The following is a 26,836-nucleotide window of genomic DNA, read 5'->3' as shown; positions in this document are numbered from 1 at the left end:
GGACGCGGACCGTGTTCTCCTTCCGGAGCCGGTCACGCAAACTGCTCCGCGCGAGACACGGCGCGGTCCTTGCCGTCGGGCGTCCCACGGTTCGGAAGGGAAGCGAAGCATGCATCGCGCCGCGCCTGGCGATTGAGTGGGACACGCACCCTGCCGTACCGCCGGGGCCGGTCTTCCCAGCCTCTCCTCCGATACCGGAACAGGCAGGGCGGCAAGGGCGCAGCAGCCTTATAGATCGATCAGTATCAAATCAGATCTTTACCGCCTAGAAATATAAATTCCATCCTATGTATTGACTTACATATAACGTAACAAGTTTTGATGCGATGTTAAGAAGCAAATGATCGCCAGCCTCTGGCACGACAGATCACTTGCTTAAGAGATAATGCGTTCATAATTTAGAAGACAGATAGCTGTAAGCGCAACATGACCGCGCAACCTCTTCAAGACCTGCGCAAAACACAGATACCGTACGTTATTGGGCCATAAAATGAGTTATTATCGCACATGACGGCACTGGAAGATTTGAAACCCCCGGTAAGCCGTGAGTCAAAACAATATCAAACGGCGCTGGGCCTGCTCGGTGGTGCCGTGGCCCTGGTCACACCTCTGGCGCTCCTGGCCGCCCCCCGGTCCGATACGGTAGCCCTGGTCGGCCGCGCAGGATCCGATACCGGCGCGGTCGTCCGCTTGGTCGCCGAAGCCGGCGGGTCGATCCTGAACGTCGGCGGCCGACCGGATATCGTGATCGCCCGCTCCGACAACGCCGGCTTCGTCGGCCGCCTCTACGCGGCGGGCGCCCGGCTCGTCCTCGACGGTGGCTTGGCCGGCGGCTGCGGGCGCGCCGATCGAACCACAGTCGTCACCCGCGACGCCCATCCCGACTTCGGACGCTCGGCACGATGAACCACCTCAATGCTCTGCGGCTCAAAATCGGCCGCTCGCTCATCGCGATCCTGTGGGCGCACGTGCTCGTCATCGCGGGGGCCGACGCCGCACTGACGGGCGGCCTGCCGACTTGGAGCCCGATCGTCGCCGTCGCGGTCCTGGCCGGGACGGCGACGCTGCTCTGGTGGCGGGATCCGATCGGCCATGCCACGCGCATCGTCAGCGGCGTCGCGCTGATCGGCATGGCGGCGATCTTTCTGATCGTCTTCACCGGGCATCCCTGGCAGGTCGACCTGCATATGTACTTCTTCGCCTGCCTCGCCGTGCTGGTTGGCTGGTGCGACTGGCGTGTGATCCTGGCGGCGACGGTGGCCACCGCGGTTCATCACCTCGCCCTCGATCTGGCGGTCCCGGCGCTGGTGTTCCCGGATGCGGCGGCCGACCTTGGCCGTGTCGCCCTGCACGCCGTGATCGTGGTGATGGAGGCCGCCGTCCTGATCTGGGTCTGCCGGACCACGGTCAACTCCTTCCGGGCGCTCGGCCAATCGGAGATGGAGGCCCAGGCGCAGCTGGCCCGAGCCAGCGTCCTTGAGCGGGAAACCGCGGAGGCCCGCTCCGCCCTTGAGGAAGCGCGGCGGAACGCCACTGAGCAGTTGGCGCGGACCTTCGAGACGACGGTGGGCGGGATCCTGTCCCACGTGTCCGACGCGGCGGCGAACCTGCGCAGCGCGGCTGCCGACATGTCGGAGACCGCAAGCGATTCGGCGCGCCGGTCGTCGGACGTCGCCTCCTCGGCCGGGAACGCGGCGCGCGCGGCCGAGACGGCCGCCGAGGCGACCGCGCAGCTCGGCGCGTCACTCAGCGAGATCGAGCGGCAGGTGAGCGGCTCCGCCGAACTCGCCAGCCGAACCGCCGCGGAGGCGGCCGAGGCGGTTCCCCTCGTGCAGGAGCTGAGCGCAGCCGCGGAGCGGATCGGCGACGTGGTGGCGCTGATCTCGACGGTGGCGGCCCAGACCAACCTGCTGGCCCTCAACGCGACGATCGAGGCCGCCCGGGCCGGCGAGGCCGGGCGCGGCTTCGCGGTGGTGGCCGCGGAGGTGAAGGCGTTGGCGGGCCAGACCGCCAAGGCAACCGAGGATATCGCCACGCAGGTCGGGCAGATCCAGACTTCGACGCAACGGGCTGTCGCCGCCGTCAACGGAATCACGGTTCATATCCGCGACATGAATACCCTTGCGACGCAGATCACCGCCTCCGTGCGCGAGCAGGGCGCGGCCGCCGAGCGCATCGTCCGCACCGTCGCGGATGCGGCATCCAGCACCGGTGCCGTGAGCACCACCGTCACGACCGTGGCCGATGCCGTCGAGGCGACCGGAACGACCGCGGGCAGCCTTTTGGCCTCGGCCTCGGAACTGTCGGTCGAGTTCGACGCCCTCGGGCGGGAGGTGGGCCGCTTCCTGACCTCGGTCCGCGCCGCCTGAGCCGGATCGATCCGGGCCCCGCTTCGGCGGGCCCGGATCAGGCCGGGCGGGGCTTGTCGGTAAACCGCACCGCGCAGCCCGCATGGCCGGCGACCAACCGCGCGCCCCGGTCGCGCCCCAGCACCATGCAGGCGGTGGACAGGCCGTCGGCGAGGAGACCGGTCGGCGCCGTGACCGTCACCGACGACAGCCCCCCGGGGGAATAGCCGGTCGCCGGGTCGAGGATGTGGTGGTCGGCCCGATCATCCGAGAAGCACATGTTGTAATCGCCCGACGTCGCGGCGAATCCCATGAACGGGGCGATCACGGCGGCGAGCGCAGCGGGGTCGCGCGGATCTGCGAGGCCGAGGCGCCAGGGCGTGCCGTCGGGATGCGCACCGGATGCGCCGAACTCGCCGGTATCCACGAAGGCATCCGCGATGCCGCGAGCCCGGAACGCCGCCATCACGCGGTCGGCGGCGTAGCCCTGGATCAACGCGTTCAGGGTCAGTGCCGTACCGGGCTCCAGGGTGATGCGGTCCGGTTCAAGCCGCACGCGGTGCCAGCCGACCCGTGCCAGGACGGCGCGGATCACCCCGGTATCCGGCCGCCCGCCCCGTGCCGCCGCCTCCGACCAGACCGGCCAGAGCGGCTGCACCGTGGGATCGAAGGCACCCTCGGTCGCGGCCGCCAGCGCAAGAGCGAAGCGCAGCAGGACAACGAGGTGCGGGTCGGGGGCGTGGAGGGCACCGTCCCGGTTGAGGCGCGAGAGGGCGCTGTCGGGGCGGAACAGGCTGGCGCCCGCCTCGACGGCACGCATCGCCGCGAACCCGTCCGTCAGCGCGGCCTCGATCACGGCCGCGTCCGAGCCGGCGGCCGTCAGCGCCACGGTTGTCCCGAAGGCGAGGCCGGCGCGGGTCCGTAGCACGAGGCCACGCGATGCGGCCGAAGCGCGGAAGGCCGCGAGGCCGCCGAGCCCGGCCGCGCCGGCCAAACCCGCGCCGGCAAGGCCCGCGGCGGCCACGAGGATGCGGCGCCGGGCGGGCCGGGGCTGTCCGAGGTCGCTCATGCGGCCGCCGCCGGCTGCGGCGACACTGGGCGCCCGCGCTTGCGCGCCAGAACCTGCGGCACGCACTGCCCCGGATCGTGGATGATCGTCACGCAATCCATGCACTGGAAACACTCGGGATAATCGATCCGGCCGCTTGGCATGATCGCACCGTAGCGGCAGCGGACCTTGCAGAGCTGACAGGGCGAGCCGCATTCGGCCCGGCGGGGAATCCAGTCGAGCATCCGCACGCGGCCCAGCAGGGCGAGGCTTGCGCCGAGCGGGCAGAGGTAGCGGCAGAATCCCTTGAAGACGAAGAGGTTGAGCACCAGCAGGCCGACCGCGTAGGCGACGAACGGCCAGGACCGCACGAAGGTCAGGGTGATGGCGGTCTTGAACGGCTCGACCTCGCTGAGGCTGTCAGCCAGTGGCGATCCGGCGGCGGCGGCCACGAGGATGCCGGCGAGCACGATGTACTTCGCCTGCCGCAGCACCCGGTCGAGCCCGGCCGGGATCGCGATCTGCCGGATGCGCAGAGGCTTCGCCAGCAGCGCCACGAATTCCTGGAGCGCCCCGAAGGGGCAGAGCCAGCCACAGAACGTGCCGCGCCCCCAAACGACGAGGGCCGCAAGCACGAAGACCCAGAGCACCAGCGAGGGTGGGTCGTAGAGCAGGAAGGCGAGGTCGTGGGTCGTGGTGGCGGCGCGCACGAGGCCGACGAGGGTGACGATCGAGAGTTGCGCCTGTCCGAACCAGCCGATGAAGCCCAGCGTCAGTGCCAGGAACCCAAATCGGAACACCGCGAAGCGACGCGCGTCGGCGACGAGCCCGCGCTGGCGCGCCAGCACCGGCACCAGAACCGCCAGCATGAGCGCGATCAGCCCGAGTTCCGGCGCACGCGCACGCCAGGGATCAATCCAGCTCGGCCCCTCGTCGGGCTTGACCCGGGTGAACAGATCGGCCGGCAGGGTCGTCTCGACCGGGAACGTCCGGGTGATCTTTTCGGAGAGGATCTGCCCGCGCTCGCGGATGATCGTCTCGGTCAGGACCCAGGGCGCGGAGGGGTCGAAGCCCGCGGCCTGATCGATCCGCAGGATCGTCCAGCTCCCCTCCGGCAGCCCCTCCGCGAGACCGGCTTCGCGGCGCTCCACCGCCATGTCGCGGGCGGTCACGATCAGCCCGCCCTGGCCGATCGTCAGCCGGTCGGGGATCGAGCCCAGCACGAATCGTTCGCCCAGCGGATTCTCGGGGGCGTCCGGCGGACCGGCGCTCAGCACCATCACGGCGTGGTTGCCAGGACCCAGTTCACGCAGCAACGCGTCGAACCGGGCTTGGCCCAGAAGGTTGCGGCCGATCGACGGGGCGTTGAGATAGGCCACATAGATGTCGGAGAGGACGGTGTCGGGCGGACCGTCGGCCGGATCCTCTACCCCGGTCCCCTTGAAGGCCTTGGCCGCTTCGTCGTTCGTTACGGTGAGGCGCTTGACCCAGCCGCGGGCGAGCAGGTCGGACAGACTGAGCTTCTCGAAGGAGTCGAGCTTAGCCTCGACCTTCAGGCCGACATTGGTCGCCCCGAACCCCAGCTTGCCGCGTGCCACCGCCAGGGCCGAGGCCAGGATCGACTGGTTGATCACCCGGGTCGAGGCCGTGGCCATCGAGATGCCGTCGACCGTGGTCTGGGGCGCGGCGCCGCCCGCCCGGGCGTTCGGCCGCCCGACCCGGATCGCCTGTCGGGCCGACAGGCTGGCATATTGGTCGACGAAGGCGAGGAGTGGTTCCGGCCCGAGCCCTTCGAGGAAGACCGGCTCGTGCTGGCTGATCACCTTCACGTCGCGGAAGGTGCCGTCCGGGGCGAGGGCCACCAGCAGATCCGGCGGCGTACCGCCGAAGCCGGGGATCGGGGCGAGATCGACCGACTCGAAGGCGTAGGCGAAGACCTCGTAGGAGCCGGCCTGCTGCTTCAGGATCGGCCAGACCGGGAGCGCACCGTCTTTCTCGCCGACCACCAGGGGCGGGGGGAAGTACCGTTCGAGGGCCCCGCGATCGAGCTGGCCGGCCTGGGCCGGGAGGATCTGGAGAAGGATCGCGAGCAGGAGGGCGATGTGCGTGAGAATGCGCGTGCCTGTGGATCGACCCTGGCTCGTCGCCTTGAGGACCCGGCGCGCGGTTTCCCTCCCCCCGCAGAGGGGGGAGGGGGTTTTCTTGGCTCCCGTCCCGAAACACCTCACGGCGCCACGCCGGCGGCGCGGCCGTCCGTGGCCTTGGCGTCCGCCATCGGACGGGCTGCGGCGCCCCAGGGGAAGCGGCCGACCTTCACGGTCCGGATCGGCTTGAACGTCTCAGCGTCGATCACCGTCACGTCGCCCGAGACGCCGTTGGTGGTGAAGAGGCGCGTGCCCGCCGCGTTCAGCGCGAGTTGCCAGACCCGCCGGCCGACCAGGATGTAGCTCTCGACCTTGAAGGTCGCGGTATCCACCACCGCCACGCGGTCGGACGGCCCCAGAGCCACGAAGGCATGACGCCCGTCCTTCGAGAACTGGATTCCCACCGGTTGGATCCGGTCCGAGGCGATCCCCTTCACGGCGAAGTCGATCGTCTCGATCACCTTGCGGCTGGCGACATCGATCACCGAGACCGTGCCGCCGATCTCCGAGGAGGCCCACAGCTTCGTGCCGTCCGCCGAGAAGGCCGCGAAGCGCGGGCGCTGCCCGACCGGCGTGGCGTCGACCGCCTGAAGGGTCTTCGTGTCGATCCAGTGGACCATATTGGTGGTCTCGGAGGTCGTCACCGCGAGCCGGCCATCGGGGCTCACCGCCATGCCCTCCGGCTCGATACCGACATCGATCTGCGCCAGGACCTTGCGGGTCTGAACGGCAAGGCCGAGGGCATCGACGCCGACCTCGCCCGCGCCATCGCCGACAAGCTCAACGTCAAGCTCGACCTGCGCGTGGTCGATGCCGGCGAGAACGTCGACGGGGATCTGCGCCTCAACCTGTGGAAGGGGGACCTTGCCGGCTCGCCGCTCGCCGACCTGATGCTGCACGTGCCGACCGACCGGCAGCTGGCACTCCGCAACGATCAGGTGTTCTTCACCGCCCCGTATTTCGAGCAGGAGATCGCCTTCGCGTACCGAAAGGGCGACCTTGAAGGGTTCGATAAGCTCGACGATATCGGCGACAAGACCGTGGCGCTCGAAGGGTCGAGCGCCGCCGACCTGATGCTGCTCACCGCCCAGGGCGGCCGGTTCCGCGAGAATCTCAAGCACTACAAGAGCTTCGAGGAGGCCGCGAAGGCCTATCTGGCGGGCGAGGCCCCGATCCTGGCCGGCACCCGCGCGGCGATCGAGGCCGCCCTGTTCGCCGCCAAGGCGCCCAAGGATGACAACCCGATCGCCACGGTGCCGTCGTCCGGGCTGGTCAAGACGCGCTGGGAGATCGGCGGCGCGGTGAAGACCGACTCGCGCGACCTCGCCTACGCGGTGGCGGATGCGGTGACGGCGTTGAACACCGACGGCCGGCTGAAGGCGATCTGCGAGACCTACGGCGTCACCTACACGCCGCCGAAGGGATATTGAGGGGCATCCCAACCACCGCCTCATCCTGAGGTGCCCGCGTCAGCAGCCCTCGAAGGAGGGCTCCTTCGAGGGCTGCGCTGCGCTGCGGCACCTCAGGATGAGGGGGATGGATTGAGGATCCGCTTCCGCCGGACAGTGTCCGATCGCGGATCGCGCGGCTTCGAGCGTGCCACCGGGGACAGACCGGCGGACCAAGCCGGGTCGATGGCAGCGCATGCCCTTATGAATACTGTTTCAGTCATCAGGCCTCGGCTGAATTATTCGACCAATGGCCAATAAGACTTTCCTGAGAAGCCGGATAGCCTCGGTTCCCAAGGGGGCGCCCCGCGACTGATGCGGTCCGCGCCGAAACCCGGATGCCCCGGCCATACGGACCGGGGCCCTAAACGGAGGACACGTCATGAGAATGCGGACCCGGTTCCTCGCCGCGGTGGGCGTCGCCGCCCTCGTGGCGGGTGGCGCCCTGCCGGCCCTGGCCCAAGGCGTCACCGAGCAGGACATCATCAACGACGCGAAGACGCCGGGCGACGTGGTCACCTACGGGCTCGGGCCGCAGGCCCAGCGCTTCAGCCCGCTGAAGACCCTCAACCGCGACAACATCACGAGCCTCGTGCCGGCGTGGTCGTTCTCGTTCGGCGGCGAGAAGCAGCGCGGCCAGGAGAGCCAGGCGCTGGTCAAGGACGGCATCCTCTACGTGACCGGCTCGTATTCGCGCATGTACGCGATCGATTCCCGCACCGGCGAGAAGAAGTGGGAATACGACGCCCGCCTGCCGGAGGGCATCCTGCCCTGCTGTGACGTGGTGAACCGCGGCGCCGCCCTCTCCAAGGACAACGTCTATTTCGGCACCCTCGATGCCAAGCTCGTCGCGCTGAACGTCAAGACCGGCAAGGTGGTCTGGCGCAAGGACATCGACGACTTCAAGGCCGGCTACAGCTACACGGCCGCCCCGATCATCGTGAAGGGCAAGATCATCACCGGCGTGTCGGGCGGCGAGTTCGGCGTGATCGGGCGCATCGAGGCCCGCGATGCCGAGACCGGCGAGATCGTGTGGAAGCGCCCCGTCATCGAGGGCCACATGGGCGAGCTCAACGGCAAGCCCTCGACCATGACGGGCAAGACCAACGAGACCTGGCCCGGCGACATGTGGAAGTTCGGCGGCGGCGCCACCTGGCTCGGCGGCACCTACGATCCCGAGACCAACCTCGTCTATTTCGGCACCGGCAACCCGGGCCCGTGGAACTCCTGGCTGCGCCCGGGCGACAACAAGTGGACGTCGTCGCGCCTCGCCCTCAACCCCGACAACGGCGAGATCGTCTGGGGCTTCCAGACCACCCCGCATGACGGCTGGGACTTCGACGGCGTCAACGAGTTCGTGCCGTTCGACCTGAACAAGGGCGGCAAGACCATCAAGGCCGGCGCCACCGCCGACCGCAACGGCTTCTTCTACGTGCTCGACCGGACCAACGGGAAGTTCATCTCGGCGACGCCGTTCGTGAACAAGATCAACTGGGCCAAGGGCATCGATGAGAACGGCCGCCCGATCTACAACCCGGAGAACCGCCCGGGCGACCCGAGCCAGGCCACCGGCGACGACAAGAAGGGCAAGTCGGTCTTCGCGGTGCCGAGCTTCCTCGGCGGCAAAAACTGGATGCCGATCGGCTACAGCCCCGACACCAAGCTGTTCTACGTGCCCTCCAACGAGTGGGGCATGGATATCTGGAACGAGCCGGTGAACTATAAGAAGGGCGCGGCCTATCTCGGTGCCGGCTTCACGATCAAGCCGGTCTTCGACGACCATATCGGCTCGCTCAAGGCGATCGACCCGGCCTCCGGCAAGACCGTGTGGGAGTACAAGAACAAGGCTCCGCTCTGGGCCGGCGTGCTCACCACCGCGGGCAACCTCGTCTTCACCGGCACGCCGGAGGGCTTCCTGAAGGCCTTCGACGCCAAGACCGGCGAGGAAGTCTGGAAGTTCCAGGTCGGCACCGGCGTGGTCTCCTCGCCGATCACCTGGGAGCAGGACGGCGAGCAGTGGGTCGGCGTCGCGGCCGGCTGGGGCGGCGCGGTGCCGCTCTGGGGCGGCGAGGTGGCCAAGTCCACCGCCGGCATCAACCAGGGCGGCAGCTTCTGGGCATTCAAGCTGCCCAAGACGGTGGCGTCGCGCTGAAGACGCCCCACACCCAAAGCATGCCGGCCCCGCCTGGGCCGGCATGCTCAGGCCTCGGTGTGCGGGCGGTCCTCTCAACACCCGCTTGCACCCCGGGGCCGCTTCGATCAGTTTTCGAGGGATTCCGTGAGGATCTCCAGTCAAGGACCGCGTTGTCCGTGCATCTCCTGATCGTTGACGACCACCCGCTGTTCCGGGACGCGCTCGCGGCCACGATCCGCCTCGCGCATCCGGACGCGGAGCTGCACGAGGCCGACGGGATCGAGGCGGCCTGTGCGGTGCTCGCCGCCAACCGGAACATCGACCTCACGCTCCTCGACCTGTCGATGCGCGGCACCTCCGGCTTCGACGGGCTGATCACGATCCGGGCGAGCTTTCCGCGCATTCCGATCCTGATCGTCTCCGGCCACGAGGATCCGCGCATCGTGCGCGAGGCGCTGGAGCACGGCGCGGCCGGCTTCGTCCCGAAGGCCATGGACAAGACCACGCTGACCCGGGCGATCACCGAGGTGCTGAGCGGCGCGCTGTTCCTGCCGCCGGGCCTCGCCGAGGCGAACGCCCCGGCGTCGCGTTCCAAGAAGGCACCGCTGCCCGAGCGCCTCGCCCGGCTGACGCCGCAGCAATTGCGGGTTCTGATGATGATCCGCCAGGGCAAGCTCAACAAGCAGATCGCCCACGAGCTTCAGGTCGGCGATTCGACCGTGAAGGCGCATGTCTCCGAGATCCTGCGCAAGCTCGAGGTGATCAGCCGGACCCAGATCGTGATCGATACGGCCTCGCTCGACTTCGACCAGATCCACAACGCGCATCCGGCTCAAGGGCTGGTAATGGCTGCTCAATCCGGGGGCACAGGACGCACGCCCTTTCCCTGACGCCTGGAACGCAGTGGAAGGTGATCCGGGATCCAGCACGGAAAGCGCCGCGCAAGCGGCCCCGTTTGATCCAACGGGACGGTTCGCGACGTCTCCCGCTGATTCCCGAGTCGCATTCCGCTGGCGCTCCATGCGCCCGTGAAAAGGCTGTGCGGCGGGTCCTCGCATTCGCCACTCGCAATGCTGACCCCGCCAAAACCATACGCATGCAAAAAGATATGATGCTATCTATCAGCCTGCGAGCTGATGGATCGGGCACCCGCCGGATCGCCGCCGTGACGGGTTCTGGTCCGTGCCCAACACCGAACATGCGTTATCCCGGGAGAGGCTGCAGCAGGCCGTCACCCACGCCATCCTGACGACCGGCCGCCATTGGCGCCGGGCGGCCAACGGCGTCGCGGAGACGCACGGCCTGTCGGATGCCACCGCCCATCCGCTGATCATCATCGGCCGCATGGCAGAGGAGCCCCGGCAGAACGCCCTGGCGGAGGCGGTCGGCATCGAGGGGCCGTCCTTGGTCCGCCTCCTCGATCAGCTTGCGGCAGCAGGGCTGGTGGTGCGCCGGGAGGATCCGTCCGACCGCCGGGCCAAGGTGCTCGGCCTGACCCCCGAGGGACGGCGCGTTTTCGAGCAGATCGAGGCCGCGCTCTCCACCCTGCGGGCCTGCGTCTTCGCGGAGATCGATGACGCCGATCTGGAGGCGAGCCTGCGGGTCTTCGCGGCCCTCCAGCGCTACGGCCGCGCGGCCGCCGAACCGGAGGTCGTGTCGTGACCCTCCCCGGATGGCGCGATTGGGCCTTCGCGCTCAAGACCTACGCGGCGGCGATGCTGGCCCTGTACCTCGCGCTCTGGATCGACCTGCCGCGGCCCTATTGGGCGCTCGGTACCGTGTACATCACCAGCCAGGTCCTGTCGGGCGCGACCCGCTCGAAGGCCGTCTACCGCCTTTCTGGGACGGCGCTCGGCGCCGCCGTGAGCGTGGTGCTGGTGCCCAATCTGGTCAACGAACCGGTCATGCTCAGCCTCGCGGTGGCGCTCTGGGTCGCCCTTTGCCTCTACGTCTCGCTCCTCGATCGTACGCCCGCGAGCTACCTGCCGATGCTGGCGGGCTACACGGCGGCGCTGATCGGATTCCCGGCGGTCGACGACCCGGGCGCGATCTTCGACACCGCCGTGGCGCGGGCCGAGGAGATCGGGCTCGGCATCCTCTGCGCAAGCCTCGCCGCGACGGTGGTGCTGCCGCAATCGGCGGCGCCGGCCATCGTGGCACGGCTCGAATCCTGGCTGGCCGAGGCCCGATCCTGGACCCTGGCGGCGCTCCAGCGAACCGGCATGGCCCGGGCCGAGGAGACCGGCCGGCGCCTGCGTCTGGCCTCGGACGCGCTGGCCCTCGACGCCCTCGGCCTCGCCCTGCGCAACGAGGCGACCGGCGCGGAGCGGTCGGCCGCGTCCTTCGCGCCGCTGCGCCAGCACATGCTGATGGTCCTGCCGATTGTCGCGGCCTTGTCCGACCGCGTGGGGGCCCTGGAACAGGCCGGCGCCCTGCCGGCCCGTATCCGCGCGCTCCTGTCGGATCTCGCGCTGTGGCTGTCCGGGGATGACGATCCCGACGGCGCGGCCCGGCTGCGCGAGCGGATCGCCGGGATCGACCCGTCGCTGGACCGGGATCCGACCTGGACCCAGCTCCTGCTGGCGAGCCTCGCGGCGCGCCTGCGCGACGTCATCGATCTGCGCCAGGATCTGCGGGCGCTCCGCGGCCATCTGCAAGCCGGGACGGTGCCGGGGGCGCCGCTCGCCTTTGCCTACACGGCACGGGTCACGCGCATCCGCCACCGGGATCATGGGCTGGCGGCCTTCTCGGCCTTCGGCGTGTTCGTCAGCCTGCTGACCTGCTGCGCGATCTGGATCGCCACCGGCTGGCCGGACGGATCGGCCGCGCCGATGATGGGGGCGGTCGCCTGCTGCCTGTTCGCCGCCCAGGACGATCCGGCCCCGCAGATCCTCAGCTTCGCGAATTCCGCCCTGGTCGGCGCCGTGGGAGCCGGACTCTACCTGTTCGCCATCCTGCCGCTCGCCACCTCCTTCGAGATGCTGGCGCTCGCCCTCGCGCCGGCCCTGATCCTGTGCGGGCTGGCGATGACGCAGCCGCGCACCACCGCCATGGGCATGGGCGCGGCGCTCAACGGCGCGACGCTGCTGGCGCTCCAGAACGGCTACAGCGGCGAGTTCGCACCCTTCGCCAACGGCGTGATCGCCTCGGTGGTGGGGATGTGGATCGGCGCGGTGGTGACCCGACTGGTCCGCTCGGTCGGAGCGGCCTGGAGCGCCCGCCGTCTGGTCGGGATCAACCGCCGCAGCCTCGCGGCGGCCGCGGAGGGGCGCGGCGCCGGGCACGGACTTGAACTCGCCGCCCTGATGCTCGACCGCGTCGGCCTGATCGCGCCGCGCCTCGCGACGCTGCCCGCGGAGGAGACGGCGGCGCTCGGCGATCTCCTGGGCGACGTGCGCATCGGCATCAACCTCGTGGAGGTGCGCCGGGTCCGCAAACGCCTGACGGGGCGGGCGCGCATCGCCGTCGACGAAACCCTGGCTCTGGCGGCGCACCAACTGCGCGGCCGGACCGATGGGCGCGATCTCCTGGCCGCGCTGGACGACGCCCTCGACGCCGTCAGCCGCGCCGCGTCCACGCCGGAGCGGCGCGCCGCTCTGATCGGCCTCACGGGCCTGCGCCGCGGGATCTTCCCCGATGCCCCGGGTTATCGGGCGGTGGCGCCCCTGCCGGACGAGCAGGAGATGGCGGCATGATGGGCGAGATCGACCTCTACGGGGTGTTCGTCCCGGGGCTCGCCCTCTGGATGGTGATCGCCTTCGCGCTGAGCCTGCCGCTCCGCCGCCTGCTCGCGGCGGTGGGCTTCTACCGCCTCGTCTGGCACCGGCCGCTCTTCGATCTCGCCGTCTACGTCGTCCTGCTGGGCGGCGTCGTGACCCTCGCCCATGGGATTCTGCCATGACCGCCCTTCTTTCCCTCGTCGGCCGCCTCCTGGTCACCCTCGGCATGGTGGCGGTGGCCTCGGTCGTCGGCCTGGGGCTCTGGGATTACTACATGGATGCGCCCTGGACCCGGGACGGGCGGGTGCGCGCCGACGTGGTGGCGGTGGCGCCCGACGTCTCCGGCCTCGTGACGGAGGTGCTGGTGGAGGACAATCAGGTCGTCCGGAAGGGCGACGTGCTGTTCCGCATCGATCCGGACCGGTTCCGCCTGGGCCTGCGCCAGGCGGAGGCGATGGTGGAGGGCCGCAAGGCCACGGCCGAGCAGAATGCCGCCGATTTCGCCCGCTACTCGAAGCTCAGCGATGCGGCGGTCTCCCAGCAGAAGGTCGAGGCCGCCAAGGCGGCGGATCTCGCGGCGCAGGCCGCCTACGAACAGGCCAAGGCCGACCGGGATCTGGCCAGGCTCAATCTGGAGCGCTCGGCGGTGCGGGCCTCCGTCAACGGCCGGATCGCCAACATGGAGCTGCGCCCGGGCGCCTACGTCACCACCGGGCACGGGGTGATGGCGCTGATCGACCGCGACACGATCCGGATCGAGGGCTATTTCGAAGAGACCAAGCTGCCGCGCATCCGGGTCGGCGCCCCGGCCACCGTGCAGCTGATGGGCGAGGCCGGCCTACTCCAAGGGCGGGTCGCCAGCATTGCGGGCGGCATCGCCGAGACCGGCCGCAGCGACGCGACGAACTTGCTGGCCAACGTCAACCCGACCTTCTCGTGGGTGCGCCTCGCCCAGCGCATCCCGGTGCGGATCGCCCTCGATTCCGGCGCGTCCGATCCGCGCCTCGTGAGCGGCCGCACCGCCACCGTGTCGATCGCCCCGGACGCGGGTGGGGAGGCTCTGCGCTGGGACGCCCTGCGCCGGTCGTGGGCGGGATGGCGCGAGGCGCTGGCCCGCTGAACATTCCGAGCGCCCTCGGGTTGGCCGGGGACGACGTTCTGTCGATCCAGGAGATTCCATGTCGAAGACGATCCTCGCGCTGGCCACAACCTTCGTGCTCGCCACCTCCGGCGCCGCATTGGCCCAGGCCCCGCATACGGGCGGCGCGGACCGGGGCAACGTGAACAAGTCGGGGGCCGTGGGCGGCACCGGATCTGGCGCCATGGAGCGCACCGGCGCGACCGGCGCCGGCATGGCCCCGGGCACCAGCGGCGGTCCGCCCGTCAGCACCCCCGGCGCGCCGGCCGGCAGCGGCTCGGGCAACGGCACCACCGGCAGCGGCGCTGCGCCGAGCGGGAAGTAAAAGGCGGTGGTTCTCCCTCCCCCCTCTGCGGGGGAGGGGGATGCCCGTCGGGTGTGCGGAGGCTTTACGCCCCGAGCCCACCCACGCACAGGTACTTCGTGTTCAGGTAATCCTCGATGCCCTGATACGAGCCCTCGCGGCCGAGACCGGATTCCTTCACGCCGCCGAAGGGCGCCACCTCGGTGGTGATGATCCCCTCGTTGATCCCGACCATGCCGTATTCCAGCGCCTCCGCGACCCGGAAGGTGCGGCCGAGATCGCGGGTGTAGAAGTAGCAGGCGAGCCCGTACTCGGTGTCGTTGGCCATGCGGATCGCCTCCGCCTCGTCGCGGAAGCGGAACAGCGGCGCCAGCGGCCCGAAGGTCTCCTCCCGCGCCACCGCCATATCGGGGGTCGCGCCGGTGATCACGGTCGGCTCGAAGAACTGGCCGCCCAGCGCGTGGCGGTGCCCGCCGGCGACCACCCGGCCGCCCTTCTCGACGGCGTCGCGGATATGGGCCTCGGTCTTCTCCACGGCGGCCATGTCGATCAGCGGCCCCTGGGCGACGCCGTCCTCGATGCCGTTGCCGACCTTCAGGCGGTTGGCGGCTTCCGCCATCTTCTCCGCGAAGGCGTCGTAGATCCCGTCCTGCACGAGGAAGCGGTTGGTGCAGATGCAGGTCTGGCCGGAATTCCGGTACTTGGCGAGCATCGCGCCCGCCACCGCCCGGTCGATGTCGGCATCGTCGAACACGATGAACGGCGCGTTGCCGCCGAGTTCCATCGAGACCTTCTTCACCGTGTGCGAGGCCTGCTCCAGCAGCACCTTGCCGACCTCGGTGGAGCCGGTGAACGTGATTTTCTTGACCAGCGGATTGCTCGTCATCTCACCGCCGATCGCCCGGGCGGAGCCGGTGAGGATCGACACCGTGCCGGCCGGGAAGCCGGCGCGCTCGCACAGCACACCCCAGGCCAGCCCCGAGAGCGGCGTCTGCGAGGCGGGCTTGATCACGATCGGGCAGCCGGCGGCCAGAGCCGGGGCGATCTTGCGGGCGATCATCGAGGACGGGAAGTTCCACGGCGTGATCGCCGCCACCACGCCCACTGGCTCCTTGGTGACGAGGATCTTGCGATCGCCCCAGGGGGAGGGGATCACGTCGCCGTAGACGCGCCGCGCCTCCTCGGCGAACCACAGGACATAGGCCGCCGACATGGCGACCTCGCCGCGGGATTCGGTCAGCGACTTGCCCTGCTCGGCGGTGAGGATCTGCGCCAGATCCTCCTGATGCTCGGTGACGAGCGCCGCAAGCTTGCGCAGCAGCACGGCGCGCTCGTTGGCGGTCTTGGCGCGCCAGGCCGGATAGGCCGCATGCGCGGCCTGGATCGCCTGTCGGGTCTCCTCGGCGCCCGCATTCGGCACGCGGGCGATCACCGCGCCGGTGGCGGGATTGGTGACATCGATGCTGCCGGAGCCGGCCTTGGTCCAGGCGCCGCCGACGAGGCAGGCTTCGACCAGCAGGGCGCGATCTTTCAGGGTGGGAATCTCGGTCTCAGGCATCCAACGGTTCCTTCGGCGGCTGCGGCAGATCGGAATCCGATCGCGCAGTCCGCGGCTTGAGGGGCACGCTCTGGGCCGTATTCCTCGCCTGGGCCTCGGCTTTTGTCTCGAATATGTGGGGAGCCAGATCACGGCTCGCCAGCGAGGCGCCGAGTTTCAATCGCAGGAACGCGCTCGTGGTGTAGCGCGATGCCGTCTCATAATACCGCTTTTCCAGATAAGCGATCGCCGAGAAATAGGCATCGCTCACCGTCGGGTCGATCTCGAACCCGTCGTAATTGGCGATCAGGTGAACTTTTCGGCCGATCTCCTGGCAGGCGCGCTCGTATTCCCGGCGCACCAGCTCGACATCCTCGATGGTCCGGACCTGAAAGCCTTCGAGATTCGAGAACAGGATGTTGCGCTCGGGATCGTAGCTGATCCGCTCCGCCATGGAGAGGCCGAGGAGCCACGGCTCCAGCCCCATCACGGTCTCGCGGAACAGGCGTGGATCCATCGGCTTCGGGTCGCGCACGATCGGCGCGAAACCCATCTGGCCGAGGATGTCCCGGTCGATATCGACCCCCGGCGCGACCTCCGCGAGTTCCATGCCGGCGCGGGTCCGGCGGAAGACGCAACGCTCGGTCACGTAGAGCACCGGCTGGCCGCGATCGGCCGCATAGGCCCCCGAGAAGGTCACCTGCTCGACCGCCGCGATGAATTTTTGGGACCGGCCCTCCTTGAGGATCCGGATGCCGTCGCCCTCGATCGCGACCTTCAGCCCATCGGCCGTGAAGGTGCCGGCGAAGACGAGGCTCTTCGCGTTCTGCGAGATGTTGATGAAGCCGCCCGCCCCCGCGAGCCGTTTGCCGAAGCGGCTGACGTTGACGTTGCCTTCGGCATCGCACTGGGCGAGGCCGAGGCAGGCGAGATCGAGGCCGCCGCCGTCGTAGAAATCGAATTGCTGGTTCTGATGCAGCACCGCGGCCGGGTTCAGGGCGGCGCCGAAATCGAGCCCGCCCTGCGGCAGGCCGCCGATCACCCCGGGCTCGGCGGTGAGGGTGAGGTACTTCAGCACCCGCTCCTCGGCCGCGACGGCAGCCACGCCTTCCGGCATGCCGATGCCGAGATTGACCACGCCGCCGGGCGGCAACTCGAAGGCGCAGCGCCGCGCCACGATCTTTCTGGCATCGAGCGCCATCGGCGGAATCCGGTCCAGCGGCACCCGTTGGCGGCCCGTGAAGGCGTGGTTGTAGGGCGTGCCGTAGGTCTGACGGTGGTTCTCGGGCTGGCTGAGCACCACGCAATCGACCAGGATGCCCGGAACCTGAACCTCCCGGGGATTCAGCGAGCCGGCCTCGGCCAGCCGCTCGACCTGCGCGATGACGAAGCCGCCCGAGTTCTTGGCCGCCATGGCGGCGGCGAGGTTGTCCAGCGTCAGCGCCTCGCGCTCCATCGTGATGTTGCCGGCGGGGTCGGCCGTGGTGCCCCGGATCAGCGCGACGTTCACCGGAAACGCCTTGTAGTGCAGCCAGGATTCGCCGCCGAGTTCGACCACGCTGACGAGATCTTCCGTGGTGACGGCGTTGAGCTTGCCGCCCTCCAGGCGCGGGTCGACGAAGGTGCGCAGGCCGACCTTGGTGATGTGGCCGGGCGTGTGGGCGGCGATCTCCCGGTAGAGATGCGAAACGACGCCCAGCGGCAGGTTGTAGGCTTCGATCTGGCCCTCGACCGCCATAGCGCCGAGCTTGGGCACAAGCGCCCAGTGACCGCCGACGACGCGCTTGACGAGGCCGGGGAGCGCGAGGCGGTTGAGGCCGCGCTCCTTGCCGTCGCCGGGGGCGGCGGCGAACATCAGGCCGATCCCGTGCGGGCCGTTGCCGGCGTCAAAACGGCGGGCGAGGGCCAGGATCAGCTCGTCCGGCGTGCCGATCCCGACGAAGCCCGAGACCGCGACCATGTCGCCGTCCTGCAGGATGGCGGCGGCCTCGTCGGCGCTGACGATCTTGTTCTTCAGGCTGCCCATGGGGTGGTCCTCGGCGGCCGGACCGCGCGCGTCTCCCTCCCCCCTCTGCGGGGGAGGGTGGCCCCTGCGTCAGCAGGGGTCGGGAGAGGGGAGCGACAGCGCAGAAAGGATCGCGGACCTTCATGAAGGTCGCGCTCCTGCCGGAAGCCGCGCTCCCCTCTCCCGACCCCCTTCGGCGGCCACCCTCCCCCGCAGAGGGGGGAGGGGAGGGGCGGCGCGCTTATCGAAAACCGTAGGGCGACCATCCTACCCCCGCTGGCCCAGCCAATCGGCGATGCCCGATCCCAGCAACTTCTGCGCCTTGCCGCCGACGAACACGCCGACATGCCCCCCGGGCAGACCCATCTCGGTGTAGTCGCTCGTCCCGATCTTATCCTTCAGCGCCTGCGAGGTGGCCGGCGGGATGATGTGGTCGTCCTGCGCGAACACGTTCAGCACCGGGCAGGTGATCTGCTTCAGGTCCACCCGCCGGCCGCCCAGTTCAAAAGAACTCTGGACGAGCTTGTTGTCCTGATAGAGATTCTTCAGCCACTGCTTGGCGGCTTCGCCGGGATGGTCCGGCCGGTCGGCGATCCACTTCTCCATGCGGAGGAAGTTCAGGAACTTCTTCTTGTCGTCGAGGGCGTCGAGCAGGTCGAGGTTATACTTCGTCATGGTGCGCATCGGCGTCATCATCGAGAACACCGAGCCCATGAAGGCGCCGGGCAGCGACCCTTGAGCCTCGATCAGCCGGTCGATGTCCTCGGGGGTCAGCGAGCGCGTCCAGACGTTGATGAAGCCGTGTCCGGCCCGGGCGTTCTGGGTGTCGGCGTGGAAGTCGATCGGCGTGATGGTCAGCACCATCGCGTTGACGGTCTCGGGGTAGAGCGCCGCGTAGCAGGTGGTGAAGACGCCGCCCTCGCAGATGCCGAGCAGGCTGATCTTTTCCCGCCCGGCCGCCTCCTGGATGAAGGCGACGGCCTCCGCAAGGTAGCCGTCCACGTAATCGTCGATGGTGACGTAGCGGTCGGCCCGGCCCGGATTGCCCCAATCGACCACGTAGAGATCGAGGCCGAGGTTGAGCAGGTTGCGGACGAGGGAGCGGTCCTCCTGCAGGTCGGCCATCGTGTAGCGGCCGATCAGACCGTAGACGATCAGCACCGGCGGCAGCCCCTTGCTCTCGGCGAGCGGCCGGTAGCGGTAGAGGCTGACCTTGTCCTGGCTCCAGACCAGATCCTTGGGCGTGGTGGCGATCTCGACATCCGCGTCGCTGATGTCGGCGAACAGCTTGGCGCCTTCGCTGATGCGGCGGCCGAGGGTACCGACCTCCGCCAGCAACTCGGCGGGGGTGAGCGCGAGCGGCGCAGCCGGCCCCTTCGGGCTGTCCTGATCAGCCATGGGCTTCCTCCCCGACCTGTGACCCGTTCGCCTTCGAAGCCCGGACTGCCTGACGGCGCTCGCGGCGCAGCGCCCGGACCTCCCGGCGCAGCTCGGTCAGGCTCTTGTGCACGTCGTCAAGCTCGGCCCGGGTCGGCTGGCCGTAGAACTCGGCCAGGAAGGCTGCCACGTCCTGCTGGGCGAGGCGCAGCTCGGTGGAGGCGCGCAACACCGTCCGTTGCGAGGCGAGAAACTTGTCCGAGCGCTGAACCTCCAGCAGGACCGCGTTCGCGGTCTCGATCCAGCGGCTCATCATTTCGCGGGCGGAGGCGAAGCTCTCGCCGCTTTCGGCCCGGGCATTGGCCTCCTGGGCGAAGGTCCCGGCCGCGCGGGTCCAGGCGTCCAGCATCACGGCCTGATGCTCGCTCTGTGCCCGCCGCAGCGCCGTCCAGGCGGTGAACAGGGCCGCGTAGCGCCGCTCGGTCTGCCACAGGTCGGCGAGCTGTGGGCCTTCGGACATGCGGTTCAGCGCGGCGTCGAACTCGGCTGAGCCGCCGAGCCAGGCCTGCGGATCGAAGATCCGGGCGAGCACTGCGCCGGCGGTCGGATCCGGCGCGTCGGGGCCGCCCTGGAGCGACTTGGTGAGTGCCTGCGAGAGATTGGTCGCGGCGGTCCAGGCCTCGGTCAGCTTGGCCTGCGCGGTGGCGAGCCCGGCGAGATCGGCGCTCGGGTAATCCGACGCGCCGAAAGCCGGGGTGGTCCTCCCGAAACCGGGGGCCAGGAAGCCGGCGGCCGCCCGCGTCCAGAATTCACCCATCGCCCGGAACGCGTCGAACTGGTCCATGCTGGCGCCACCTCCCGACCGTATTGGGCTTCGCGCAACCGCGAAGCCCGTCGTCAGCTCACCGACTCGACGGCAAGACCGCGGGTCTCCAACCCAAACCTCTCATCCTGAGGCGCCGCAGCGAAGCGGAGGCCTCGAAGGAGCCCTCCAGAGGTTGCCGCGATCCCTGGAGCCCTCCTTCGAGGCAGCTTCGCCGCACCTCAGGATGAGGGTGAGGGTGGGCCTGCCCGGATCCTCACGCCGCCGGCCGGGCCTCCCCGAGCGCCTCGGCGTAGATCTTGAAGGCATCGTCGTAGGTGACCTCGCGCGGGTTGTTCACGAGGAGCCGCGTCTGCTTCATCGCGTCGGAGGCCATGCGCTCGAGATCCTGCCGGGCGACGCCGACCTCCGCGAGCGAGGCCGGGACCTTGCAGTCGCGGCAGATGGCGTCGAGGCTGTCGACGAACCGCTTGGCGGCCTCAGGCTGCGGCAGGTCCGCGGCCGCTGGATCGAGGATCGGCGCGAGCTCCGCGTAGAGCGCTTCCGCGTGCGAGAGGTTGAAGCGCATCACCCCCATCAGAACGAGCGCGTTCGAGAGCCCGTGCGGCACGTGGAAGATCGCGCCGACCGGATAGGCCAGGGCGTGGACCGCCGCCACCGGCGCGTTGGCGAAGGCCATGCCGGCGAGCATCGAGCCGAGCAGCATGCCCGAGCGCGCCTCGAGGTTCTTGCCGTCCGTGCAGGCGGTGCGGATGTTGGCCGAGAGCAAGGCCAGCGCCTGCTTGGCGAGCTGGTCCGAGATCGGGTTCTTCTTGTTCTTGCTGGTGAAGGCCTCGATGGCGTGGACCATGGCGTCGATGCCGGTCGCCGCCGTCACGTGCGACGGCAGGCCCAGCGTCAGCTCCGGGTCGAGCACCGCCCAGTCGGGCAGGAGCTTCGGGGCGACCACGCCCTTCTTCTCGGTGGTCGGCGTCGTCACGATCGAGATCGGCGTCACCTCGGAGCCGGTGCCGGCGGTGGTCGGCACGAGGATCAGCGGCAGGCGGTCGCCCTTGGCGAGGCCGACGCCGTAGATCGCGTCCAGCGGCTCATCGGACTTGGCGAGGTAGGCGACCAGCTTGGCGGTATCGAGCGCCGAGCCGCCGCCGATCGACAGGACGAGGTCGGTGCCGAGCTCCCGGGCACGCTTGGCCGCCGCCTCGATCACCGTGGAGGGCGGGTCGGCGACCACGTCCTCGTAGACGTCGAGGGTGAGGCCGGCTTCCGCCAAAGCCGCCTCGGCGGCCTTGGTGAGGCCGGCGCTGCGTACGCCCTTGTCGGTGACCAGAAGGACGCGCTTGGCGCCGAAGCTGCCGACGATCTCCGGCAGCTTCCTGGAGGCACCGGCCTCGAACAGCACGTTGGGCGTGGTCTGGAAGGTGAACGGGTTCATCGCACTACCCTATCGTGATGCCGAACTCACTCGGCGGGCTCGAAATCCTTCACCTTGGCGCGCAGCTCGTCGACCAGCACGCGGGTGTTCTCGGAATAGTCGATCGGCACCGCCACGAGGTGGACCCCGCCCGCCGCGAAGGCGCGGTCCAGCGTCGGCACGAGGTCGTTGACCGCTTCCACCCGGTGGCCGGTGGCCCCGTACGACTTGGCGTAGAGCACGAAGTCCGGGTTGTTGAAGGTCATCCCATAATCGGCGAACTTGTCGACCGCCTGCTTCCAGCGGATCATCCCGTAGGCCGAGTCGTCGAGCACCAGCACGACGAGATTGAGCTTCAGCCGGACGGCGGTCTCCATCTCCTGGCTGTTCATCATGAAACCGCCGTCGCCGCAGACCGCCATGACGCGCCGCTTCGGGTAGAGCATCGCCGCCATCATGGCCGAGGGCAGGCCGGCGCCCATCGTGGCGAGCGCGTTGTCCAGGAGCAGCGTGTTGGCGACGTAGGTGCGGTAGTTCCGGGCGAACCAGATCTTGTACATCCCGTTGTCAAGGCAGACGATTCCGTCCTCTGGGATCACCCGGCGCACGTCGCGCACGAGGCGCTGCGGCGTCACAGGGAAGCGGTCCTCGCCGGCCCGGTCGCCGATATGGCTGAGGATGTGCTCGCGCAGGTGCAGCAGCGCGCCGGCATTGGGGAGCTTGCCGTCAAGCTTGTCGGCCAGCAGCTTCAGCGTGGGCCCGAGATCGCCGACCACCTCGGCGTCGGGGTAATAGACCTGCTCGACATTGGCCGGCATGTAGCTGATGTGCAGGACCTTCTGGTCGGCCTGCCCCATGAAGAAGGGCGGCTTCTCGATCGTGTCGTGGCCGATGGCGATGATTAGGTCCGCCCTGTCGATCGCCTCGTGGACGTAGTCGCGCTCGGACAGGGCCGCGGTGCCCATGTAGAGGTCGGTCCCGCCCGCGACGGTGCCCTTGCCCATCTGGGTCGTGAAGAACGGGATGCCGGTGCGCTGCACGAAGCCGCCGAGCTCGCCGGTGGCACGCGGGCGGCTCGCGGCGGCGCCCAGCATGACCAGCGGGCGCTTGGCCGCCAGGATCATGGCGGCGGCGCGGTCGATCGCGGCCGGGTGGGCGACCGGGATATCGATCGGGTGCGAGGGCACAAGATCCGCCTCGGCTTCCTCGGCGGCGATGTCCTCGGGCAGCTCCAGCAGCACCGGGCCGGGCCGCTCCTCGGTGGCGACCCGGAAGGCGTCGCGCACGATGGTGGGGATCGAGGAGGCCGAGACGATCTGCCGGGCCATCTTGGTGATCGGCTTCATCGACGAGATCACGTCGACGATCTGGAACTTCGCCTGCCGCGCGGACAGGATGCCCTTCTGGCCGGTGATGATGATCATCGGCATGGCGCCGAGATGGGCGTAGGCGGCGCCCGTGGAGAAGTTCAGGGCGCCGGGCCCCAGGGTCGAGAGGCAGACGCCGGGGCGGCCGGTAAGGCGGCCGTGGGTGGCCGCCATGAAGCTTGCCGCCTGCTCGTGGCGGGTCAGCACCAGCTCGATCTTGGAGTTGCGCAGGGATTCGACGACGTCGAGATTCTCCTCGCCGGGGATCCCGAAGATGCGGTCGACGCCTTCATTCTCGAGGGCTGCGACGAGGAGATCTGAACCCTTGGGCATGCGAAGTCTCGCTGATGCGTCGGCTTACCTGCGTCGCTCGGCAGAGGACGTCCCGGCGGCGCGTCGGGTGGTTAGAGGGCCGCCACCGGAAGTGGTCAAGACCGGTCCGCACCCGAACAGTCACAGAGGCGGCGCAATGGTATCCCGCACGATATCGCCGCAGGACTTGCCGCACCGCGGAACGTGGCAGCACGGTCAAGGTTGTCGTCACGTCGGGGAATTTTGAATTCATGGAACGGACGGTTATCGAGCGGGATGCGGCGGCGGACGCAGCCTCCGAGTCGGCCCAGCCGGACACGGATCCCGTGCTGGCGCCGATCGCGGATTTTCCACGCATCGACCTGCGCGCGGGCGTCGAATCGTGGGACAAGCGCCGCCACGCCGGAAAGAAGCTCCGGGACGCGGCTCCCCATGAGGCCCAAGGGGTTTTCGCAGCCGATCCGGACCGACCCGATCCGATCACCCTGATCGAAGCCGCCTATGAGGGGCGCCAGCCCCACCTGCTGCCGCTGCGGGTGGCACGGATGGCGTCCTCGCCCTTCGCGTTCCTGCGCGGCGCCGCGCACGTCATGGCGTGGGACCTGTCGCGCGGGCCGCGCAGCGGCATCGACGTGGTGATGAACGGCGATGCCCACACCGACAATTTCGGGCTGTTCGGCACGCCCCAGCAGGACATCGTCCTCGATCTCAACGACTTCGACGAGGTGACGATCGGCCCGTGGGAATGGGATCTGAAGCGCCTCGCCGCAGGCCTCGCGGTGGCGACCGCGGAAGCTGGCGTGCCCGCCGGCGAGCGCCGCGACGCCGTGAAGGAGACGGTCTACGGCTACCAGCACACGATGCAGCGGCTGGCGCCCCAGGGCTCCCTCGACGTCTGGTACAAGACCACACGGGTCGACGTGCCCCACATCTCCGGCCTGCGGCTCGACACCGAATCCCGGGCCGTGGTCCGGCGGGCGGTGGACAAGGCCCGGCGGCGGAATAACCGAAGCCTGCTGTCGCAGGTGGCCGAGCGGCGCACCGACGGGAGCTGGCGCCTCAAGACGGATGCGCCGATCCTGACGCCGGTCGACGAGGCCACGCGGGAGGCCGTCGTCACCGGGCTGGAGCGTTACGCCGAGACCCTCCCGCGCGAGCGGCGCTTCATGCTCGATCGCTACCACGTGGTCGACGTGGCCCACCGGGTCGTCGGCGTGGGCAGCGTCGGCACCCGGGCCTATCTCGCGCTGCTGTTCGGCAATTCCGACGCGGACGCGCTCTTCCTCCAGGTCAAGGAAGCGGTCCGCCCGGCCCATGCGCCGTATCTTCCGGGGATGCCCGATCCTTACGCGGGCCATGAGGGCGAGCGGGTGATTTACGGCCAGCGCCTCCTCCAGGCTGTGGGCGATCCGCTGCTCGGCTGGACCAGCATCGGGGACCGCCCGTTCTACGTGCGCCAGATGAAGAACCTTAAGGGCGCGATCCCGCTGGCCCGGATGTCGGGCGCCTCGCTCCTGACCTTCTCGTACGCCTATGGAACGCTGCTCGCCCGTGCGCATGCCCGCACCGGCGATGCGGCGGCGATCACCGGCTATTGCGGCAGCGGCAAGAACGATCATCTCGGCAGCGCGATCGCCGACTGGGCGCTGGCCTATGCCGAGCGCAACGCCGCCGATTTCGAGCTGTTCCGCGCCGCAATCGCGAGCGGCCGCCTGGCTGCCGCGGAGGATCCGTGCCTGTAAGTCCAAGGTGCGCTGTGCCGCGCGGTACACGCCCGCGGCTTTGACAGTCGCGACAAGGCCCCCTCTCCCGTACGGGAGAGGGGGCCTGCACCACCCTCGGTGAGGCCGGGAGCGCTGTTGCATCACGAGGCACAGTGCAATCGCGCACTGGGTTTCGGATCAGATGATACCGGGCGGCGGCGGCTCGTGGGCCAGCCGGACCAGCAGATCCCGCAGCCAGCGATGGGCCGGGTCGCGATCGTAGGAGGCGTGCCAGAGCATCGACACCGCCACATCCTCCAGTTCGACCGGGACCGGGCTGACGCTGAGCGAGAGCGCGCTGGCGAAGGAGGTGGCGAGCCGCGCATGCATGGTGGCGATCACCGGCGCGGCGCGCACCAGGAAGGGCACCACCAGGAAGCGCGGCGTGGTGACGGCGAGCGTCCGCGACCGGCCGATCAGGGCCAGCGCATCGTCCACCACCCCGTGGGCCGTCTCCCGCAGGGAGGTCAGCACGTGGGGAAACCGCAGGTAATCGTCGAGGCCGATCGGCGGCTGCAGGCCGATCAGCGCCGCGTTGAACAGCACGACGTAGCTGTCCCGGTAGAGCAGCCGCTGCTTGTGATGGACCTGCCCCTCCGAGAACAGCCCGATGGCGATGTCGACCCGATCGGCATCGAGTTCGTCGAGGATCCGCGCCCGCTCGACGGAGCGCAGCAGCAGCCGGATACCGGGTGCCTCCCGGCGCAGCTGCGCGATGAGGCGGGGACCGAGCAGCACCTCGACGCTGTCGGGCAGGCTGATCGTGAAGCTGCGCGCGACGGTCGCGGGATCGAACTGTTCCTCCCGATGGACCAGCGCCTGGACCTGCCGGAGCGTGGCGCGCAGGGGCTCGGCGAGCTTGAGCGCCCGAGGCGTCGGGCGCATCCCGTCGGGTGAGCGGGTCAGGAGCTCGTCGTCGAACAGGCGGCGCAGCCGGGCGAGGCTCGAACTCATGGCCGATTGGCCGATCCCGATCCGGGCGGCCGCGCGCGTGACGCTGCGCTCGTCGAGGAGCGCGTCGAGGGCGACCAGCAGATTCAGGTCGATCCGGCTGAGGTCGATATGGTCGATGGCCACGGGTGATACAGCTCGGTCTGTGGCGCGTATCGCGTCTTACAGGTTCAGTAGTCCAAGGGCGGAACTCCGATCGGACGGCTCTTGAGCAGACCGAGCCAAACAGTTCAACGCCTGTTTGGTGGCCTTCACGTCGAATCTCGGCCATCCTGTTGTTTCAAGATTCGGGATTCCCATTTAGAATACTATTACAGAATTACTAAATGCCAAACGGTGAGAATGACGATGTGATGGCTCAGATTCGGCGATCAATGTCGCCGTACTGGAACTCTTCCGAATCGGGTGGAGCATATCTTTCAGCCGCGGGGCACGAGGAAGCCGAAAGCGTTGAGATCTATAAGACGCTAGTGTGTTTTTCCCCGAAATTGACCAGGCAAGCGAAGATAAGTGGCATTCTATAGCCGGAAAAATATTGCCACGTGTTGAAGATTTATTCCACACCTACCACTTAGTGCCGGGGCTCTATTCGATAACCAACAATCTCCGCTTTCTCGTCGAGAATGGTGAAGCGAATCTGGACATGTCGGGCCGATCCTCGAAGACGGTCCCTCAGGACGAGAAGATCGACGTCACATTCACACAAGACCACATTACGCTCATACGTCACATGAACACCCGAATCTATGAAAACTGCGTCGAGATCATGGATTACAAACGCCCATATGGTGATTGTTTTTATTATTATATAGACACGGCTCATGCGCTTGACGAGCCCATCCTGATGAATTCCGAGGGCAAGGTAGCTTTTCCGAAGGACACAGAAGGGCGATATTACCAGCTCCACACCGAAATGCTGTTCGCCATCCAAGCTTTTTGGACTTACGCGACCCTGCCGAAACCGTGAGGACACGGAAGCAAGTTTGACAGCGTCCCATCGGTTGTCG

21 protein-coding genes and 1 pseudogene are annotated in these 26,836 nt (G+C 68.7%); 12 read left to right on the top strand and 10 right to left on the bottom strand.

Going from position 1 to position 26,836, the window contains the following annotated elements; all coding sequences use genetic code 11:
- The first annotated feature begins 591 nt into the window (after positions 1-591).
- Together MKK88_RS17230 and MKK88_RS17225 are read left to right on the top strand one after the other, a co-directional pair.
- Positions 592-906: a hypothetical protein gene (locus tag MKK88_RS17230; RefSeq protein WP_244001784.1), complete on the top strand. Its 315-nt coding sequence runs from the start codon at positions 592-594 to the stop codon at positions 904-906.
- On the top strand, positions 903-2,369 hold the full coding sequence (locus MKK88_RS17225; protein ID WP_244001782.1) for a methyl-accepting chemotaxis protein: 1,467 nt from the start codon (positions 903-905) through the stop codon (positions 2,367-2,369). The genes MKK88_RS17230 and MKK88_RS17225 overlap by 4 nt, the downstream gene beginning before the upstream one ends.
- Positions 2,370-2,406: 37 nt before the next feature.
- Here the strand turns inward: MKK88_RS17225 and MKK88_RS17220 are convergent, their stop codons facing one another.
- The 3 genes from MKK88_RS17220 to MKK88_RS17210 form a co-directional block, all read right to left on the bottom strand.
- On the bottom strand, positions 2,407-3,417 hold the full coding sequence (locus MKK88_RS17220; RefSeq protein WP_244001780.1) for an FAD:protein FMN transferase: 1,011 nt from the start codon (positions 3,415-3,417) through the stop codon (positions 2,407-2,409).
- Positions 3,414-5,510 carry a 4Fe-4S binding protein gene (locus MKK88_RS17215; protein ID WP_244001866.1) on the bottom strand — a complete coding sequence of 699 codons (2,097 nt, stop codon included), beginning with the start codon at positions 5,508-5,510 and terminating at the stop codon, positions 3,414-3,416. The genes MKK88_RS17220 and MKK88_RS17215 overlap by 4 nt, the downstream gene beginning before the upstream one ends.
- A 110-nt stretch (positions 5,511-5,620) precedes the next feature.
- Positions 5,621-6,352: a PQQ-dependent catabolism-associated beta-propeller protein gene (locus tag MKK88_RS17210; RefSeq protein WP_409566674.1), complete on the bottom strand. Its 732-nt coding sequence runs from the start codon at positions 6,350-6,352 to the stop codon at positions 5,621-5,623.
- Between MKK88_RS17210 and MKK88_RS17205 the strand changes: the two are divergent.
- The 8 genes and pseudogenes from MKK88_RS17205 to MKK88_RS17170 all read left to right on the top strand — a co-directional run.
- A pseudogene (locus MKK88_RS17205) lies at positions 6,269-6,970 on the top strand (substrate-binding periplasmic protein); the annotation flags it as partial. The gene MKK88_RS17210 and the pseudogene MKK88_RS17205 sit on opposite strands and share 84 nt — an antisense overlap.
- A gap of 400 nt (positions 6,971-7,370) precedes the next feature.
- Positions 7,371-9,140 carry a PQQ-dependent methanol/ethanol family dehydrogenase gene (locus tag MKK88_RS17200; protein WP_244001776.1) on the top strand — a complete coding sequence of 590 codons (1,770 nt, stop codon included), beginning with the start codon at positions 7,371-7,373 and terminating at the stop codon, positions 9,138-9,140.
- A gap of 158 nt (positions 9,141-9,298) precedes the next feature.
- Positions 9,299-10,012, top strand: a complete 714-nt coding sequence (locus tag MKK88_RS17195) for a response regulator (RefSeq protein ID WP_244001773.1) — start codon at positions 9,299-9,301, stop codon at positions 10,010-10,012.
- Positions 10,013-10,304: 292 nt separating this feature from the next.
- Positions 10,305-10,784, top strand: coding sequence for a MarR family winged helix-turn-helix transcriptional regulator (locus tag MKK88_RS17190; RefSeq protein WP_244001771.1), 480 nt, complete (start codon positions 10,305-10,307; stop codon positions 10,782-10,784).
- Positions 10,781-12,817 (top strand): FUSC family protein, encoded by a 2,037-nt coding sequence (locus MKK88_RS17185; protein WP_244001770.1) that lies wholly within the window; start codon positions 10,781-10,783, stop codon positions 12,815-12,817. Before MKK88_RS17190 ends, MKK88_RS17185 begins: the two co-directional genes overlap by 4 nt.
- Entirely contained in the window at positions 12,814-13,023 is a 210-nt protein-coding gene (locus MKK88_RS17180) for a DUF1656 domain-containing protein (RefSeq protein ID WP_244001768.1), read from the top strand. The genes MKK88_RS17185 and MKK88_RS17180 overlap by 4 nt, the downstream gene beginning before the upstream one ends.
- Complete coding sequence (locus tag MKK88_RS17175; RefSeq protein WP_244001766.1) at positions 13,020-13,961, top strand: HlyD family secretion protein; 942 nt, start codon at positions 13,020-13,022, stop codon at positions 13,959-13,961. Before MKK88_RS17180 ends, MKK88_RS17175 begins: the two co-directional genes overlap by 4 nt.
- Before the next feature lie 58 nt (positions 13,962-14,019).
- Complete coding sequence (locus MKK88_RS17170) at positions 14,020-14,304, top strand: hypothetical protein (RefSeq protein WP_244001764.1); 285 nt, start codon at positions 14,020-14,022, stop codon at positions 14,302-14,304.
- A 64-nt stretch (positions 14,305-14,368) separates the two neighbouring features.
- Here MKK88_RS17170 and MKK88_RS17165 read toward each other — a convergent pair whose 3' ends face one another.
- The 6 genes from MKK88_RS17165 to MKK88_RS17140 form a co-directional block, all read right to left on the bottom strand.
- Positions 14,369-15,841, bottom strand: coding sequence for an NAD-dependent succinate-semialdehyde dehydrogenase (locus MKK88_RS17165; RefSeq protein WP_244001762.1), 1,473 nt, complete (start codon positions 15,839-15,841; stop codon positions 14,369-14,371).
- Positions 15,834-17,846 carry an acyl CoA:acetate/3-ketoacid CoA transferase gene (locus tag MKK88_RS17160; protein WP_244001760.1) on the bottom strand — a complete coding sequence of 671 codons (2,013 nt, stop codon included), beginning with the start codon at positions 17,844-17,846 and terminating at the stop codon, positions 15,834-15,836. Before MKK88_RS17160 ends, MKK88_RS17165 begins: the two co-directional genes overlap by 8 nt.
- A 246-nt stretch (positions 17,847-18,092) precedes the next feature.
- Positions 18,093-19,223: a class III poly(R)-hydroxyalkanoic acid synthase subunit PhaC gene (phaC, locus tag MKK88_RS17155; RefSeq protein WP_244001758.1), complete on the bottom strand. Its 1,131-nt coding sequence runs from the start codon at positions 19,221-19,223 to the stop codon at positions 18,093-18,095.
- A complete protein-coding gene (locus tag MKK88_RS17150) occupies positions 19,216-20,046 on the bottom strand; it encodes a poly(R)-hydroxyalkanoic acid synthase subunit PhaE (RefSeq protein WP_244001756.1) in 831 nt (276 codons plus the stop codon). Before MKK88_RS17150 ends, phaC begins: the two co-directional genes overlap by 8 nt.
- 235 nt (positions 20,047-20,281) lie before the next feature.
- Positions 20,282-21,457 (bottom strand): iron-containing alcohol dehydrogenase, encoded by a 1,176-nt coding sequence (locus MKK88_RS17145; protein WP_244001754.1) that lies wholly within the window; start codon positions 21,455-21,457, stop codon positions 20,282-20,284.
- Between the two features lie 26 nt (positions 21,458-21,483).
- Positions 21,484-23,136, bottom strand: coding sequence for an acetolactate synthase large subunit (locus tag MKK88_RS17140; protein ID WP_244001751.1), 1,653 nt, complete (start codon positions 23,134-23,136; stop codon positions 21,484-21,486).
- 230 nt (positions 23,137-23,366) lie between these two features.
- Between MKK88_RS17140 and MKK88_RS17135 the strand changes: the two genes are divergently transcribed.
- The gene (locus MKK88_RS17135) at positions 23,367-24,857 is read left to right on the top strand and encodes a DUF2252 domain-containing protein (protein WP_244001750.1); all 1,491 of its coding nucleotides are present in this window, start codon (positions 23,367-23,369) and stop codon (positions 24,855-24,857) included.
- A 159-nt stretch (positions 24,858-25,016) separates the two neighbouring features.
- Here the strand turns inward: MKK88_RS17135 and MKK88_RS17130 are convergent, their stop codons facing one another.
- Complete coding sequence (locus MKK88_RS17130; RefSeq protein ID WP_244001748.1) at positions 25,017-25,955, bottom strand: LysR family transcriptional regulator; 939 nt, start codon at positions 25,953-25,955, stop codon at positions 25,017-25,019.
- 346 nt (positions 25,956-26,301) lie between these two features.
- Between MKK88_RS17130 and MKK88_RS17125 the strand changes: the two genes are divergently transcribed.
- Positions 26,302-26,796: a hypothetical protein gene (locus MKK88_RS17125; RefSeq protein ID WP_244001746.1), complete on the top strand. Its 495-nt coding sequence runs from the start codon at positions 26,302-26,304 to the stop codon at positions 26,794-26,796.
- Positions 26,797-26,836: the final 40 nt, after the last annotated feature.

The organism is Methylobacterium sp. E-005 (assembly GCF_022829725.1).
Lineage (GTDB): Bacteria > Pseudomonadota > Alphaproteobacteria > Rhizobiales > Beijerinckiaceae > Methylobacterium.
The sequence above is the reverse complement of the archived record's forward strand: the minus strand, read 5'-3'. Positions and strand labels throughout refer to the sequence as shown.